Here is a 15,564-nt window from a genome sequence, read left to right as displayed (position 1 = left end):
GCAAATCTGATGAAGGACGGTTTTTCCCTTTCAAAAAGGGAATTAAAAAAAAGTTGGAGGATAACAGCGATCGTAAGGTTGTTCTGTACTCGGAGTGTCCGTGTAATTATCCATTAGCGAACATATATATTAATACACTTCGGTACTTTTCAGACTCAACGTTTCACATACAAGTTGGGCAAAGGCATCGAAGCTGCCACAGGATCGCAGGCTTTCCAACTTCTCCTCCTGCCGGATTAACTCTACAAACAGATCATAGATCCCCATCGCCTGTTCGTAATCCTCTTTGCAGATAGATAACATAAATACAGCATGTACTTCATTCTCCTCATCCCACGGAATCGGCTTCTCGAGCAGACATACCGATACGGTCGTACGAGTTGAACTCAGCTCCATGGGATGCGGAATCGCCATACCTCTTCCAAGCGCAGTTGAAGCCATCTTTTCCCGCTCCTGCACAGCTGGCCAGAACTGCTCCGTCACGATTCCCTTCTCCAACAGCGCTCCGCTCATCTCAGCCATAAGTGTCATTTTGTCAGGCTGATCGGACCGAAACATGAACAACGCTGGATCAAAGTAACGTAGTAGCGTCATTTCCTCCTGCTCATCACTAGTTCGCACCAGATGAGTGATCGTTGCCATGTCTCGTTCCGATGGAATCGCAGCAATGACAGCTGACGGCTTGCCTTTGAACTCCCGTAACCGGATCGTGGAAATGACCAAATCTTCGGGCACACTCCCCATCTCCTCGTACTCCCGTAGCGAAACTACACGTGAGACCTCCAGCTCTGCAAATAAAGAACGCAATCTGGATTCAAGAATACGGGCTGTGCCGTATCCTGACCCACAGACCAGCAATACGGATTTCCGTTTGCGATGAGGAATCTGGTATTTACGTTCCAAAGCTGCACCAATGTGAAGAGCCAAATAACCAATCTCGCTGTCATTGATTTCATGAGGTACGTATGTCTGTAGCTGTTTCACTGCACTGATCGTAATCTCATAGGCCAGTGGATAATATTTACGTATATGTCCGAGCAGTGGATTCCGCATATTCATACCATGTTCCAACCTAGTAATCATGGGCTTCAGATGGGCATACAGATCATTCGGCAAGCGTTCATCATCCCGCAGATCATAGGTGTACCGATCATAGATATGACCCAGCATCTGCTGTACAGCAACATATAATGGGTCACTTCGTAGTCCATTCCAATCGGTAGCGGTCATTTTTTTGCTAACAATGTGCAGCAGCAGATAATCTCGCTCTCCAACTGGACAGTGAATGGAATATAACAACTCCAGATCCTGAATAATCTGCTGTGCAAGTTGCTGATCCTGAACATTCGCCTCCACTTTCTCGAATCGCTCCAGTTCATGCCCCTGCTTAATACGTAATACCATAACAGCCAGATGCGTAATCAGATCTTTCAGGGCCACATCTGCAATACGAACATTCTGTTTGCCTACATGGCGAATGACGATCTCGCGGATGTGTGCGGGTTCGATTGGGTACAACAAACGTTCCTGTGCAACGGTCATTCCTTCGGGGCCCAGTTCTTCATCTCGCGCATCGGCGTACTCGGCAAGGCAATAGCGAAACCTTTGCTCGTCTCCGACGACCTTCACACCATGTCCTGGCTTGATCTGAAGCTGAAGTTGGTAGTTCTCCAGAATCTGACGAATGATTTTCAGATCATTGTTCATCGTTGCACGGCTTATATACAGCTGATCAGCGAGGTCTTCCATCTTGATATGACCCGGTTCACCAAGCAGCTTGAACAATTCATACCGGATACGCTCATCAGGCGATCCAGGTACTGGTGCACCTTTTTGCCGATCATCCTTCCGTTCCTCCAACAGCTCAGTATACCGCTTCGCATCATGCACACGAATGGAATAACCCCGCCCACGCTTGGATTCCAGGCTCCCACCATGCCCCGCAAGGATATGATCCAGCTTTTTCAGATCATCCCGAATAGTACGTACCGTAACTTCCAGCCTGTCTGCAAGTGCTTGGCTCGTCCAAGCCTGTTCCTGTCCTTCACCATGAATGAGGTGGAACAGCTTTTTCAACCGTTTAGTTGGAAAAATCATACCCATATCCGACCTCCCTTCTGATCAGGATTATGTCAAACTAAAGTTCAGCTTATATGGATACAAGTACCGTCATTAATTTGCAATGTTCGAGTTCCGGCAAACGCACGACCTCTTCTCCATCGGTTAACTTCTGCTGAGGCTCCAGTGGTTGTTCAGCAAGGGATACACGCTCTGCATGTACAGGTTGATTAAAGTGTATGTTCACGTTTGCAGACTGCGTCAAATATGGATTGAAGACACGTACAATGTAACCCTCACTCTGCTCTGCTTTCTTGAAACTGCTTAACACCACGTTGGAATCGTCGCTGAACGACATCAGGCTGTAGTCTGTATCAAGAACACGTTCCTCATCGCGGAAAGCAAAGATCAGACGTCCATTCAAAAAGTCGCATAGCTGATAACTGCTGATCGGTGTCAAATATTCACGCGCAGCACGGGCCACATTCGCTTCGTCGAATCCAGAAGTCTGGATATGCAGGCCAAAGGTAAAGGAGAGCTCGCCAAGCAATTGCGCATCAGGTGTAGCCACAATTTTCTCACCGGAGGCCCGGCCAGGACGATACAACAGGTTTTCCTTACCCATGAAACCGAATGTGCGGAACAAGGTCAGGGCAATGGTATCCATCTGCTCACCAATAATCTCGTACTCACGTACACCTTCCGTCATCACAGCCATACCATGCGAACCATTGTTCAACCCGGCATAACTCTGCATCGCTTCAATGGTGATCGGTTTCTCCTGCCATTGTTCGCGCTCCCATACGTCCACTTCTGGCAATGAGGTTGGACGAGCAATCACACCGAAAGGCTGGTCTGCAATGGATAGGGCGGAAGCAATTCCTGTATCAAAAAGGACACGCAGACGGTGGCTGAACACCTCATTCTGCACCTGAACCTGGAAACGGATCAGATTCTCTCCTATGCGAAGAGATATCTCCACTTGCATTGGCAATGCTCCCGACGTGATGCCTGCGGCGCGCTCTTCCAGATCGTAGGGGACATCCAGCGTGAAACGCAGGGATAGTGTCTGAGATACAGACGTTTGGGTGGTCGTTGCACTCATCTGGCTACCTGCCGAAGAAACAATCAGATCCCGCTCGGGAGGAGAATAATTGTAGGAATCTCCGTCATCCCCATTATCTTCAAAGACCATTTGATCTGCATACACTCGGCCTGATCTTTTGTCCGTAATTTGCAAAGTGCCGTTTGCTTGCAGCGCAATGATGAAATGTTCATTTTCAATCGTGTCCCCGTTACGCCGCTCAATGACGGGGGCAGCGCCCTGACTGAAATCAAAAACAATCTGGGTGTAGCCCAATGCTGGGACCTCTTGCAGTTCCACCAGCAATTTGGCGCGATATACCCGTTCTGGCAGATGCACTTTGCGGCTTGGATTGAGATCGATGTGCTGTCCAAGCACATAATCGGTCTGGTCTACTTTTTCCACAATGGTATAGGCCAGCTCGCGTCCCTTCGTGTCCCGAATCACAAAGGATTCTTCCGGAATATAAGCTTCAATCTCCGTAACCCCGCCTCGCACATACGGTAGCGTGTTGAACAGGGTGAACGCAAATGTCTCCTCCTGCTGTATCGTTGAAGCAATCATCCGCATATGCAGGTCGAGCAGATTGAGTGCGATATCATAGGCCTGCTTGTAACGAAACGCAACGTCCTGATTGGTTGTATCACTGTTACAACCACCGATGCTGTCATGTGCCGCATTCTCAAACAACAGCTTCCAGATGTCCTCCACAATGCGATGCGGGTAGTCATGTCCGAGAGAATGGCTAATGGCAAGTACAGGTTCGAGCGTGTTAGCAATCAGATTCTCAATTCGGTTATTCTGTTGCTTGAGATCTGCACGGGTGGAAAAAATGGACTTGTGAATCCGCATGTGCTTGGCTTCCATTAATTCACCCCGAAGTATAGGCAGATCCTGACTATCCGCTTCGATCTCCGCCAGAAAACGTTCCGGTTCATTCATCACATATTCGCGTTCTGTATCCAGCGCATTGAAGCGTTCAATCAACTCCGGCAGGTTCAACCGGACAGGCGCCTGGTCAAACCCATTAGGGAAATAGATATGCTTGGTCGAGGCTTTCCGTTCAAGCGCACCAATCTGTTTCTCCAAATAAGGGATCAGATCTTCTTCATTTTCCGGAATGTTACCACCGTAGTAATACCCGAATGGCATCTGTACAGCAAATACACGACTGCCATCCGACCCTTCCCACGTAAACTCGGTATGTGGATTCGTATTATCTGATACGCCTCTCCAGAACAGGAAACGTTCAATGCCAAACTCGCGATAGATCTGCGGCATCTGTGCTGATTGTCCAAACGCATCCGGGACATAACCAACCTTCATCGCATGTCCGTACTTTTGTGCTGTTTTCATACCATAATACAGGTTTCGGACCATGGATTCACTGGAAATAACCAATTGATCCGTCTGTGTATACCAGGGTCCAGTCATCAGTCGTTTGGCTGTAACCAGTTGGCGGATCCGTTCCTCATCTTCGGGACACCAGCGGATGTAATCATCCAGCAGAGAGCCTTGTGCATCCAACAGGTAATAATGAAATCCATCGATATTCTCCAGTGCGTTCAATACTTCCTTGACGTGTTTGACAAGATACACTTTGGAACGGGAGGTCGTAAAATACCATTCCCGGTCCCAGTGCGTATGTGGAATCACATGTACTTTGGTACGATTTCTTTCACTCATATCTCTATATCCCTCCAGATGCTTTTTAAAGGTTGTTCAAGATACTGAAAACCGATCTTTTTGAACATGTACTTTTAGTCAAAAACGAGTTCGATTTCTTCCCCGTTTTTCTTCACTGAAGCTTCCTGAGTCTTGGCAGGCTGTTTCTCTTCTTCATCACGGAAGTTCACCAGCATGGTGCCTCCCGCAACAATCAGTGCGCCGACGATGCCTCCGGCGAGGTACGCGATTGGGGTACCTACCGATACGGCTCCATATAAGCCGCCAATTGGTGGCATGATGATATGTGCTCCCAGCAGTGCAGTCAAGGCAGCGCCCGTTGCACAGGCAAACATGTTGACCAGAATCATTTTGGCAGGGTTACGCAGTGTGAACGGAATTGCACCCTCCGTGATGCCGATCACACCCATAATCACTGCACCTTTTCCCGCTTCCTGATAGGTTTTGGAAAAACGTTTCTTCATCAGCAATGTTGCCAAACCATAACCAAGCGGCGGAATGCAGATGGCAATATTAATGAAAATATTCGGCAGATACACACCGGACAGGAACAGGGCATTGCCTGCCATCCATGCCGCTTTGTTGACGGGTCCGCCGAGATCGAATCCAATCATTGCCCCTAGAATAATGGCAAGCACAACGGTATTGGTTCCGCTCTGGCTCATGTTTTGAACCCAAGCAATGAGATACTCATTCAGCGCACCCAGCGGGCCACCCAGAATGACTGCCATCAGAAATCCGGTTAAACCTACGGTAATCAGCGGTAAAATGATTAACGGTACCGAGCCAGCGGCCGGACCTGTAATCTTAACTTTGTTTTTGACCCACAAGGTGATGTATCCGGCAAAAAAACCGGAGATTAATGCGCCCAAGAAACCAGCGTTGGTCTGCTGTGCCAGCACCCCGCCGATCAGACCTGCGGCCAGCGCAGGTTTGTCAGCAATGGAGTAGGCAATGTAACCGGACAGGACAATCGTCAATAATCCGATGCCGCTCCATCCTACATTTTGCACGAGATATAAAATATGCAAGAATCCGCTTCCATCTTTGTACGGATCAAGATCAGTAATACCCATTGATAGTGCGATAATTTTGCAGATGGCAACGACCAGGGAACCCGCGATAATGACGGGCAGCAGATAGGAGATACCTGTCATTAGATGTGTTTTTGCTTCACCAAACCATTTTCTCATCGTACTCTCTCCTCATGTGGAAGGTGGGGTTAAGCTTGTTCGTTCACAGCCTCGACGGCTTTGGTTAATACCGCTTCTGCCTGACTTACGGCATGACCGATTTTGACACGTACGATTTTTTTATCGCCAAACCGATCCATGTCCTTCACCGTTTGATCCGCTGCAATCAGTACAAAATTCGCTGCAGCAATATCTTCTTCCGTCAGCTTATTGACTTGTCCCATGGCTCCCTGCTGTTCCACTTTGATCTCATATCCCAGTTGCTGAGCTGCTTTCTCCAATGCTTTGGCGGCCATCGGGGTATGGGCGAGACCTGCGATACATGACGTTACACCTACGATTTTCATTATGACACCAGTCCTTCCGTATATTGATGAAGCAACGCATATACATCTTCCGGCTGCACCGCTTCTGCGATGGCCTCTTTGAATGAATCTTCCAGCAGTAAGGTGGCAAGTGAAGAGATGATTTGCAGATGGGATACGTCTACATGACCTTTAGGCACAAGGATGGCAAAAATAAATTTTACCGGCTTGCCGTCATGAGATTCCCAATCAATGGGCTCCCGCAATCGAATGACCATCACTGCCGGACGTGTTACAACTTCACTCTGGGTATGGGGAATCGCAAAGTGATCCTGAAGTCCGGTGGAGTAGACACGTTCGCGTTCCCACAGATCAGCCGCAAGTTGTGCACGGTTTGTAGTGATGCTGTAACGCTCTGCCTCCGCAGATATAAAATCAAATACGTCCTCTTTGCTATGCAATGTCTGATCGAGATAAATCTGATTGGTTGTAATCATGATCTCTGTCTCTCCTCCTCTCTCTATCCAAAACGATAAGCGCTTACAAGATCATTGTAACGGATTCTTCCTTGACCTTGGATCTAGAAAATTTCCCCTTCGAAGCGGAAAAACATTAGCCATAGCAAAAACCCTGAGTCTAATAGACTCAGGGCAGTTGTAAATGAGTTTCAATTGATATGCTGCAAAGGCAGCGTAAGTAAGTACAGAACATGGACTCTAAGCGGATAAAACATCAAGAACGCTGTGTCCAACGCTGCATTCCTGATCGAAGACCGTAATATGCGGCGGCGAGCAAAATAAATCCGGCAACAGCCATAATCATGGATGTTGTATCCCATTGAACACGGCTTCCAAAAGCAATCTTGGATTGCAATGGGGTAACAGAAGAAGCGGTGTTCGTCAGATCAGGTACATAATTCATGGTCATGATCATGCCTTGAACGACATTCCAAGCTACAAAACCGATGATGAATAACAAGGTAACCAAAAAGGATTCCAGCGCTAATCGTTTGTTCATGATTTTCATTTTGCCTCCTCTTCCCACTCAATTAGACAAAACGTGTTGCATCTCCTGTTTCAAACGTTCTTTATTTTCGTCCACATATTGATACAGCAGATCAAAGCTTTCTTCGTTATCCGATTGCATGCTCAAATTCGCGGCTTCCAGTTCAATCTGCTGTAATACCTCATGAATCTGTTCCCCATGCGTTTGCAGGCTTGTCGTGATGTCATCTTCGGACAGGCCATTCACATTATCTCGTAATTGCCCGTGCGTTACACCGCTTTCGGACAACATCTGCTCTATCTTCTTCAGGATCACGGCATCTGCATCATTGCCGATCCGCTCCATAGCTGTTATCGTCTCACCCAGATACTGTCCGCTGGAATTCTCAAGGAAACCGGTCATCCCGTTCATGGACAGCTCGGTATCCAGATCAATGATTAGAATGATATCTCTCAATACTTGCGGAAGTTCCGACCCACTTTCTCGAATCGTCGCAAATTCAGCCCGATAAAGGTCCATGGCAACACTCCCCACCACTTCTTCACCTGACATCTCTTCAAGCTGATCAAGTGGTAACAACTCCTGCAATTCTTCTTGTAACTTGTTCATCTTTCTCTGCCTCCTGTATCTCTCTTTCTATATATACGCCGACACGTTATTACATCATAGCAGAATACGCTATACAAATTGAAGTTATGGAAGTTTACATGTTCGTGGCGAAGTCATTTTACAGGGAATATCATCAAGTTAACGTGCACTTGACCTCGGGAAAATGTTCCGCTGTTATGATCTTGGCATCACGAGTCTTGGGAGGGGTAATGATGCGCCTGGCCTTGTTCACAGACACCTATCTTCCGGAAACCAATGGTGTTGCTGGCACGCTCCACCGCTTGAGTAACCATCTGAACCGCAGAAGAATTGAACATCTGCTGTTTACTCCGAACTCCGTCATTGAAGGAAGCCATGAGACTCAAGTCCGATCGGTTGCCAACATCCCTTTTTTTCTGTATCCCGAATGCCGCATTGCTCTACCCAACAGAGCAGACACACACAAGCAGCTACAAACCTTTCAACCCGATCTGTTGCATATCGCCACGCCTTTTAATATGGGGCTGCTTGGTCTGAGGTATGCGCTCAAACACCATCTTCCGCATGTTGTCTCCTACCATACCCACTTCGATCGTTATCTCGAATACTACCGGTTGAAAAGTATGATTCCTCTCTACTGGAAGTATATCCAGTGGTTCCACCGTGCCTGTGATGCAACCCTAACTCCATCGCAGGAAACGTTAAACACCCTGCAAACCCAAGGCATTCAGCGTCTGAAACTTTGGTCTCGCGGGATTGATTGCAACCTGTACTCCCCTGATAAACGCAGCTCGGATATCCGTGAACGATACCACATCACCGCTCCCCTTATTCTACTCTACGTTGGACGCATTGCCCCGGAAAAAGATATCGCTACACTCACGACTACCATGCAGCAGTTGCCCCAGGAAATGCAGTCCCGTGTACACTGGATCATCGTTGGCGACGGCCCATCTCTCCCGAAAATGCGTCTGCAATCCCCACCCAATGTCACCTTTACAGGTTATATGCATGGCGAAGAACTTGCTGTTATGTATGCTTCGGCAGATCTGTTTGTGTTTCCTTCCTCTACGGAGACATTTGGCAATGTGGTACTGGAAGCGATGGCTTCAGGACTCCCTGTGGTGGCGGCCAATGCTGGAGGTGTAAAGGATCTGGTATCCCACCATCGCAATGGTGTGTTATTCGAGCCAGGTCAGGCTGATGCACTGATTCGGGAGATATGTCTCTGGGGAAATCACATGAACCAATTGAGGATGATGGGACTGGAAGGCAGAAAGCTGGCTGAGCAGCGGTCGTGGGAGCATATTTTTGATACACTGATCGGGGATTATGAGGAAGCGATAGAACATCGGAACAGACAAACGAAAGATCGAATTATTACAGCATAATTTGACGAACTGAGTTTCTTCCAACAACCCATAACAATCGCCTCTGCCCTATGCTAAATTAAACCGGTTCGCTCGTTCAGGCTGCCATAGCAGGTGCACGTTGCTACGGTCAGCCTGAAACATGTTTCCATACGTTTCATAACAAAACCTCCTTCTTGGAATGGGTTAAGCTATTTATTCGGTATGTAGAAACATAGAAGCCGAAGTTATTGAAATTATTTAGAGTATTTTGAATGATTGTATATATAGATAAAGACATGACCTCATTGAACTGGATCATGCCTTTTATTGCAAACAATCTATTGGTTGAATTTACTGAACGGGACTTTGATATCTACAAACCCTTTAGCGTAAGGGGCAACCTCATAAGGATAGAATCGGATGACGATCCCTTTGTCATATAAAAAGAATTCAGATGTTTGATCAAGCTGAAAATCATAAATATTTTCTTCAAAAATAGAAACTCCTGCATTATACATGGCTAATAGACTGTTGGAGATTGATTTCTCCACCTTCTCCATCTGAGTATCGTCTTTGACATACTCGCTTAGCTTCAGTTCTTTCCCCGTTCTTAAATCATAGTTATATGATTTTGTCGCATCCATTCCATGTGCTCCGCCAGTGTACACATGATCTTCATATACCACAGATAACTTTTCTTTTGCATTGTATTTTACACTGGCCATGGTGATGTAGAAATATTTTTTGTTTGATTTCTTTTCTTCTTTGTCCAGGCGAGCTGCTTTCACTGCGTGGAGTTTAAATGTCTTGTTCAGTTTATCCGTCACAGATTTATTTCCACCTGTTAGATGTATGTATGGCTGTCCTTTATAATATTGGACCTTCGTTTTCACTGTAATCGTGCTGCCTGCCTCAACATGACTACTCGGAAGAATTATAGCAATCAGTACAGTGATCAACAGGTAATTTATCCATCTCAATTTTTTTCTTTCCATTCTATATTTCAACATTATCGATTAACCCCCTTTGGCTCAAATGATATCGTTTCCTGCATTCTGTTCCATATTACCTGTGGAGTACCCTTTAGGTCTGTTCCGCTCTGAACGTTGCCAATCCAGATGTCCTCTGCTCCTGGGTGTTGTAAATAGTGCCTAAGCGTTGCTTTGATCAGAATAGACGAATGTAAGTCCAACACCTCATCCAGTGGTATCCAGAATAACTCGCCTTCATCCGAGGGCACAAAATGTCGATGCGTGGTCTCTCCGAAATATACAAACTGCTGCCAAATCTCACCACCGTTAACTTCCAACAGAATATATCGAAGCCGAAAGTGTTCGACATCCTCTTGCTTGAACCCGGTCTCTTCTTCAATCTCCCGATAGCTGGCGCTCATGGGTACGTTCAGTTCCCCTTGTTCCAGATGTCCGCCAATGCCACCCCAGAATTCAAAATCAAACAATCTGCTACCCGCCTTCTTCATCATCAGCATGTCTGAGCCATTGCTCAAAAACGCTGTAGCCATCTGTCTAATCTCCATATGTTCCTCGCTTTCCAAACTTTGTTTATAGTAATCTTTATCTATATAAACTTAACTAAAGAATATTTACACTAGCCACTCCGATGACAGAACAACCTTCCGATCGCTGTTATCCCCAGATTTTTTGATTCCTTTCCTAAAGGGTAAATCCGGGGATAAAGGCGACCGCTCCGCTTCTTCAGGTTATTTCTGTCCTCTACGTTTTGTGTAAATGTTATATTCAATTTATATAACCGTCTTCTAAAGCAGTTTCTTCAGCTCACTTAGATGCTCAATCGTATGTAAAGGACCCGACGTAATGCTGTCCTGCCACGGCTGGTTGACCTTGATCCAAATGGTGCTCATGCCTACGCTTGCTGCTCCTTCAATATCGTTCACGGGATGATCGCCAATGTAAATGCATTGCTCTGGTCTTAGACCGAAATGATCGAGCGCAAGCTGAAATATGCGTGGATCGGGCTTTTTGACTCCAGCCTCTTCTGAAACAATAATATGGTCGTAATCCTCCCGGATACCGAGTTGATCGATTTTTCCATACTGAATATCGGTCTGCCCATTGGTGATTAACCCGGTTTGGTATTTCCCCCGAAGATGCTGAACGACTTCTCGCGCCTGTTCCATCAGAACTGAACTTCGCACATACTCTCTGCCATAGAACTCCATCAATTCTGCATGTGGCGGATGCTCTGCCCAAGGCAGTTCATGCAACAACTCGTTGAACAGAAAGGGTTTGTCCTTATAACCATCTTCATCGAGCTCAATGATTCTTTGGAGGATATCCTCCGTGGACTCAAGATGGGCAAAATAGGTTTTAATCAAACTCCGAGCGAAGCCGTCAAAGGTCATCGTTCTGTTCAGAATTGTATTGTCCAAATCAAAAATAACGGCTTTAATATGATCCATCTTCCTTCTCCCCCAATTCCAGTACATGCGTTATCTTCTCCATACTCGTCACTTCTCTAAATCCCAAGTCGCGATAAAAAGATCCAGCAACCGGTTGATCCGTGTACAGAACCAATCGAGCGTAATGTTTTTCCGCTTTATGAATAACCGCATCCATCAGCCTGCGCCCAACCCCATGTCTTCGAAATTCTCTCATCACATAAAGCCTGCGAATTCTTCCGGTATCAGTCACTTCAGAATAAGGATCTCTGTTCAGACCGCAGATCCCAACCACCTTATCGTGCACTCTGCATTCAAAAAGCGCTTCATCTTCTTGCTCGAATGTATTGATTCCTGTCTCATATTCATGGATTAATCGCTCGATATGTCTGAGCCCCTCACTGGAGCTTTCGACCAGCATAGCCACTAAATCGTCATGATTCCACACCGATATCTGCTGTATCTGCATGGTGTAACCGCCTCCATCATTTTAAATCAATGGTACACATGCAAACCCAACCATACATTGAACGATGGCCGGGTTTATCTTGTACAGCTCATTCTCATTTTTTCTTTTTGTGATAGTGATAACCTGTGCACAGACCCTTTTGTTTGGATTTGGCTGAACAGTTATGTCCACCGTTCTTATCCAGTCTGCCTGGATGAGCATAAGCGGAAGAGGATACACCAACAAGTACGACAAGAGACAGGATTACGATAACAACCTTTTTCATAAGTCACCCTTCGATCAACACCCTATGCTTTAGGGCTTAATACGTGCTATATCATTCTACATGAAAATCCACAATTTGGATATCCTTCATCTTTTTAGCCGATCCATTCTCATAAATCTTAAATTGCTTCAATGCATGGAAGACCCCTGTGCTGAAAGTACAGACTTATGTATCACTTCATCACCTGCTTTGATCAATGCCCCATTAGCCGAAATGATTGTATCGATTCCGAGATTTCTGAATTCTTCGCATAAATTATAAGGCCTGCCTGTGACGAGTACGACTTGAACGCCTTTACGAATCAATTCCCGGATCGACTCAGCAGTACGCGGTGATAAACTCCGATCTATTTCGCTCAGCAACGTACCGTCCACATCAAAAAACACAGCTTTCATCAAATAGTTCTTCCTCCTCTAATCTTGGTCACTCATGGGTACAAAATGCTTCAGATCTGACTTCGTCTTGCCTTTCTTCTGAGCTTCTTCCGAAATGCGGTGACTAAATTGGATGACATCATTATGAGCAAAATAGATGTATTCTACATCAGGCTCATCTTTGAATTTGACTATGGCAAGGAATTGCGGCAGCTTGATTGACCATACGCCTTCTACAGATTCAATTTCCTCGGGAGAATACTTCTTCTCAATTAAATATTCGGTCACTTGATGAGCGTAGATCATCTTATTCACTTTTACATATACAAAGGGCGTAACAACTAAGATCGCTAGAGTGATCAAGATCGTCAGAGATATGTTTTTTTCCTTTTACTCACGTTGCCCCTTCCTTAGTAATAAAAAGTCTTCAAGTAAAAAGAGCAAGTACAGAATAACCTTGTTTGGTCTTCCTGCACTTGCTCTACAATTAACGGGTCTGAACATCTTGGGTACGTCCCATATACCATGATTGAAATGATTTGGCCGTATCCAGGGAAATGTCATGTGCCCGATGATACAGTACTGGTTTGGCGCGGTTTACGGTATGAATGGATGCCACACCGAACCAACGCTGTAACACATTACGGGTGATCTGCACTTCGATGACTTTCTCACGTTTGGAGATAAAGAGTGTTGACGTGAGCGCACCGGTTCGAAGTTGAATGAAATTCTGATGCAGAATGTATCGGGTATGGAAAAAGTCCATCACTCTGCATGTTGCAATCCACACAAGCAGAATCGCGGAAATCATCCACCAAGCATGTTTCTGCCCAAACACCAATGGTTTGAAATACCACAATAAACCCGTGATCATGATCCATCCCCAACTTGGTTTGAGCAGGCGCAGCCATAGTGATATTCGTGGAAGTTTTTCCATCTCTTGCGTAACCCGATAGGATGGCAGGATCTCCTCAATCAGGGTATAGGCTTGCTTCACAGGCAAGAAGGGATAGAGCGAGTTCACTTCCTGCTCGGATTCTCCCAGACTACCTGCAGTGGTCAGTTCTACTTCCGCCAGTCCAAGCAGCCTTTTCATTGGCGACTGTGTAATTTTCACAGCCTGGACTCGTTCTTTCAGGATTGAAAATGACGTTTGCTCCATCATGCCCTTCGAGATATAGATCCGCTTGGCATCCGAGGTGATCTGGAAATTGCCATACTTTACGAAGGTTCTGACTATGCCCAGAGCAATAGATATGATCAATAAAACTAAAATCATCAAACCGGCAATCCACCAGGAATCAAGCCAGGTTAATAACAAACTTTCCGTTACTTCTTCATCAGGGAAGAAGTCCTTCACCCAGGAATAGAGCGTAGCCAAGACCGGAATCAGTACAAGAAAACTAAGCGAGGTAAAGGATGCTTTGAATATGTCCTTGCGGGTGGAATGATAATGAACAACCCGTTCCTGTTTTTCTTTTGCAGGCAGAGACATTACTTCATCAGTTATAAAAGGTTCAGATTGCGCCTCTCCCTCTTCCATAACCTGAACTGCATCCAACGTATCATGTTCCTCTGTTGCTCCTGCTGTTTCTGCTTCTTCAGCCATATGACCTGCTACAATCTTCTCCAGCTGTTCCGCTTCGGAAAGTGAAACAACGTGTAACTGAAAGGTAGCATCTTCTCCCTTAATTCCGGTCTCGAATCGAATCGACGTCACCCTGAATAACCGATGAAACAACGTTGTATGACGATTCACATTCTGGACCTTCGTATAAGGTATCGTTCTTCGAGTACGGTTAAACACACCACTATAGATATGAAAGGCTGTATCGTCTGCTGCATAACGCGAGGTGAACCACTTCAGGATAATGGACAGGATACTAATGGAGACACCTACATAAAAAGCGATTCTTCCATAGAATATCCATTGGGACTCCGAGCCCTGACGGAAAACAAACAAAAAAAGGACGATGGCGAACCAATTATTTACCTGTTTCCACAAGCTCCACAGCATGGTTAATGGATGATGTCGCTTCATATCGATCATTCATCCACCTCATTAATCCGCGCATAGGACGCAATCTGATGACGGAGTGCAAGCGCGACTTCCTCTGGCAATGCGGGGATTTCATGCGATGAACCCATCGTGCCAACCGATACGGAATAGAGTCCATATTTTCGCATTAAAGGTCCCTGATTTGTTGTAACCGATTGCACTTTCGCCATGGGGATGATCTGATGTACCTTGGTTAGCGCCCCACGCTTCAGTTGCAAGAACTCCTCATTCACATCATAGTACCAATGCTTGTATAACCATGACGGCTGGATGAAAATATCCCACACCGCATAGAGCACCGATATGGCCGTAACGCCCCAGAAAATCCAACCAATCCACGTCTTCCATCCATAGATGGAGTCCAGTATTAACAGTACGGCAAGGATCAGGAAACCTATTACATTCCATATGATGGCGCTAATTCTCCACAAGTTTACCGCATGAGGGGACAGCCGTTGCTTGGGTGTATTCCACTGTATTGACATATGTTCACTCCTTTTTTCCTCGGGTACATAAAAACACACATGATACAATGTACGAACAATCGTCCACGATCGATGCAAAAAGATAAAGAGATGACCCCTATACAATACAGGTCGTCATCTCTTTTGTTCATTTCATTTTACTTTAGTGCATGTTCAAAAAGACTGGTTTTCAGTACCGAGAAGATGGGATGAAGCTAGAAATGGAGTAGCGGAGCGTAGGGA

16 protein-coding genes and 1 pseudogene are annotated in these 15,564 nt (G+C 45.9%); 1 reads left to right on the top strand and 16 read right to left on the bottom strand.

The window, feature by feature from the left end; genetic code table 11:
• Nucleotides 1-129: 129 nt before the first annotated feature.
• The 7 genes from MKY95_RS08850 to MKY95_RS08820 all read right to left on the bottom strand — a co-directional run bounded on the left by MKY95_RS08850 (nt 130) and on the right by MKY95_RS08820 (nt 7,940).
• Nucleotides 130-2,103 (bottom strand): BglG family transcription antiterminator, encoded by a 1,974-nt coding sequence (locus MKY95_RS08850; protein ID WP_339198248.1) that lies wholly within the window; start codon nt 2,101-2,103, stop codon nt 130-132.
• A gap of 46 nt (nt 2,104-2,149) precedes the next feature.
• The gene (gene mngB, locus MKY95_RS08845; protein WP_339198245.1) at nt 2,150-4,828 is read right to left on the bottom strand and encodes a mannosylglycerate hydrolase; all 2,679 of its coding nucleotides are present in this window, start codon (nt 4,826-4,828) and stop codon (nt 2,150-2,152) included.
• Nucleotides 4,829-4,902: 74 nt separating this feature from the next.
• A complete protein-coding gene (locus MKY95_RS08840) occupies nt 4,903-6,021 on the bottom strand; it encodes a PTS fructose transporter subunit IIC (protein ID WP_036610325.1) in 1,119 nt (372 codons plus the stop codon).
• A 29-nt stretch (nt 6,022-6,050) separates the two neighbouring features.
• Nucleotides 6,051-6,368: a fructose PTS transporter subunit IIB gene (locus MKY95_RS08835; RefSeq protein ID WP_076318253.1), complete on the bottom strand. Its 318-nt coding sequence runs from the start codon at nt 6,366-6,368 to the stop codon at nt 6,051-6,053.
• Entirely contained in the window at nt 6,368-6,823 is a 456-nt protein-coding gene (locus MKY95_RS08830; protein WP_076318252.1) for a PTS sugar transporter subunit IIA, read from the bottom strand. The genes MKY95_RS08835 and MKY95_RS08830 overlap by 1 nt, the downstream gene beginning before the upstream one ends.
• A 235-nt stretch (nt 6,824-7,058) precedes the next feature.
• Nucleotides 7,059-7,343 (bottom strand): hypothetical protein, encoded by a 285-nt coding sequence (locus MKY95_RS08825; RefSeq protein ID WP_155985062.1) that lies wholly within the window; start codon nt 7,341-7,343, stop codon nt 7,059-7,061.
• A gap of 27 nt (nt 7,344-7,370) precedes the next feature.
• Nucleotides 7,371-7,940 carry a hypothetical protein gene (locus MKY95_RS08820; RefSeq protein ID WP_339198240.1) on the bottom strand — a complete coding sequence of 190 codons (570 nt, stop codon included), beginning with the start codon at nt 7,938-7,940 and terminating at the stop codon, nt 7,371-7,373.
• A 209-nt stretch (nt 7,941-8,149) separates the two neighbouring features.
• On the opposite strand from MKY95_RS08820, the gene MKY95_RS08815 reads away from it, so the two are divergent.
• Entirely contained in the window at nt 8,150-9,310 is a 1,161-nt protein-coding gene (locus MKY95_RS08815) for a glycosyltransferase family 1 protein (protein WP_256721244.1), read from the top strand.
• Nucleotides 9,311-9,609: 299 nt separating this feature from the next.
• Here MKY95_RS08815 and MKY95_RS08810 read toward each other — a convergent pair whose 3' ends face one another.
• From MKY95_RS08810 to MKY95_RS08770, 9 genes and pseudogenes are all read right to left on the bottom strand, one after another.
• Complete coding sequence (locus MKY95_RS08810) at nt 9,610-10,281, bottom strand: DUF3298 and DUF4163 domain-containing protein (RefSeq protein ID WP_076318251.1); 672 nt, start codon at nt 10,279-10,281, stop codon at nt 9,610-9,612.
• Entirely contained in the window at nt 10,281-10,793 is a 513-nt protein-coding gene (locus MKY95_RS08805) for an NUDIX domain-containing protein (RefSeq protein WP_051447164.1), read from the bottom strand. Before MKY95_RS08805 ends, MKY95_RS08810 begins: the two co-directional genes overlap by 1 nt.
• A gap of 255 nt (nt 10,794-11,048) precedes the next feature.
• On the bottom strand, nt 11,049-11,711 hold the full coding sequence (locus tag MKY95_RS08800; protein ID WP_339198235.1) for an HAD family hydrolase: 663 nt from the start codon (nt 11,709-11,711) through the stop codon (nt 11,049-11,051).
• Complete coding sequence (locus tag MKY95_RS08795) at nt 11,698-12,159, bottom strand: GNAT family N-acetyltransferase (RefSeq protein WP_076318249.1); 462 nt, start codon at nt 12,157-12,159, stop codon at nt 11,698-11,700. The genes MKY95_RS08800 and MKY95_RS08795 overlap by 14 nt, the downstream gene beginning before the upstream one ends.
• A gap of 94 nt (nt 12,160-12,253) precedes the next feature.
• Nucleotides 12,254-12,424, bottom strand: coding sequence for a YHYH domain-containing protein (locus MKY95_RS08790; protein WP_094030640.1), 171 nt, complete (start codon nt 12,422-12,424; stop codon nt 12,254-12,256).
• Between the two features lie 152 nt (nt 12,425-12,576).
• Nucleotides 12,577-12,822: pseudogene (locus MKY95_RS08785) on the bottom strand (HAD-IIB family hydrolase); the annotation flags it as partial.
• 15 nt (nt 12,823-12,837) lie between these two features.
• Nucleotides 12,838-13,170 carry a DUF3139 domain-containing protein gene (locus tag MKY95_RS08780; RefSeq protein ID WP_339199933.1) on the bottom strand — a complete coding sequence of 111 codons (333 nt, stop codon included), beginning with the start codon at nt 13,168-13,170 and terminating at the stop codon, nt 12,838-12,840.
• A gap of 115 nt (nt 13,171-13,285) precedes the next feature.
• Complete coding sequence (locus MKY95_RS08775; RefSeq protein WP_076318246.1) at nt 13,286-14,848, bottom strand: PH domain-containing protein; 1,563 nt, start codon at nt 14,846-14,848, stop codon at nt 13,286-13,288.
• Entirely contained in the window at nt 14,845-15,342 is a 498-nt protein-coding gene (locus tag MKY95_RS08770; protein ID WP_076318245.1) for a PH domain-containing protein, read from the bottom strand. Before MKY95_RS08770 ends, MKY95_RS08775 begins: the two co-directional genes overlap by 4 nt.
• Nucleotides 15,343-15,564: the final 222 nt, after the last annotated feature.

It is taken from the genome of Paenibacillus sp. FSL P4-0176, from assembly GCF_037975265.1.
Classification (GTDB): Bacteria; Bacillota; Bacilli; order Paenibacillales; family Paenibacillaceae; genus Paenibacillus; species Paenibacillus amylolyticus.
Note: the sequence above shows the minus strand (reverse complement) of the source record. Positions and strands in the feature narration are given on the sequence as shown.

Excerpts from the sequence above, each read along its gene's own strand:
- mngB (WP_339198245.1), bottom strand. The coding sequence starts at position 4,828 with ATGAGTGAAAGAAATCGTACCAAAGTACATGTGATTCCACATACGCAC.
- MKY95_RS08830 (WP_076318252.1), bottom strand. The coding sequence starts at position 6,823 with ATGATTACAACCAATCAGATTTATCTCGATCAGACATTGCATAGCAAA.
- MKY95_RS08770 (WP_076318245.1), bottom strand. The coding sequence starts at position 15,342 with ATGTCAATACAGTGGAATACACCCAAGCAACGGCTGTCCCCTCATGCG.
- MKY95_RS08840 (WP_036610325.1), bottom strand. The coding sequence starts at position 6,021 with ATGAGAAAATGGTTTGGTGAAGCAAAAACACATCTAATGACAGGTATC.
- MKY95_RS08805 (WP_051447164.1), bottom strand. The coding sequence starts at position 10,793 with ATGGCTACAGCGTTTTTGAGCAATGGCTCAGACATGCTGATGATGAAG.
- MKY95_RS08810 (WP_076318251.1), bottom strand. The coding sequence starts at position 10,281 with ATGTTGAAATATAGAATGGAAAGAAAAAAATTGAGATGGATAAATTAC.
- MKY95_RS08800 (WP_339198235.1), bottom strand. The coding sequence starts at position 11,711 with ATGGATCATATTAAAGCCGTTATTTTTGATTTGGACAATACAATTCTG.
- MKY95_RS08790 (WP_094030640.1), bottom strand. The coding sequence starts at position 12,424 with ATGAAAAAGGTTGTTATCGTAATCCTGTCTCTTGTCGTACTTGTTGGT.
- MKY95_RS08835 (WP_076318253.1), bottom strand. The coding sequence starts at position 6,368 with ATGAAAATCGTAGGTGTAACGTCATGTATCGCAGGTCTCGCCCATACC.
- MKY95_RS08825 (WP_155985062.1), bottom strand. The coding sequence starts at position 7,343 with ATGAACAAACGATTAGCGCTGGAATCCTTTTTGGTTACCTTGTTATTC.
- MKY95_RS08820 (WP_339198240.1), bottom strand. The coding sequence starts at position 7,940 with ATGAACAAGTTACAAGAAGAATTGCAGGAGTTGTTACCACTTGATCAG.
- MKY95_RS08795 (WP_076318249.1), bottom strand. The coding sequence starts at position 12,159 with ATGCAGATACAGCAGATATCGGTGTGGAATCATGACGATTTAGTGGCT.
- MKY95_RS08815 (WP_256721244.1), top strand. The coding sequence starts at position 8,150 with ATGATGCGCCTGGCCTTGTTCACAGACACCTATCTTCCGGAAACCAAT.
- MKY95_RS08850 (WP_339198248.1), bottom strand. The coding sequence starts at position 2,103 with ATGGGTATGATTTTTCCAACTAAACGGTTGAAAAAGCTGTTCCACCTC.
- MKY95_RS08775 (WP_076318246.1), bottom strand. The coding sequence starts at position 14,848 with ATGATCGATATGAAGCGACATCATCCATTAACCATGCTGTGGAGCTTG.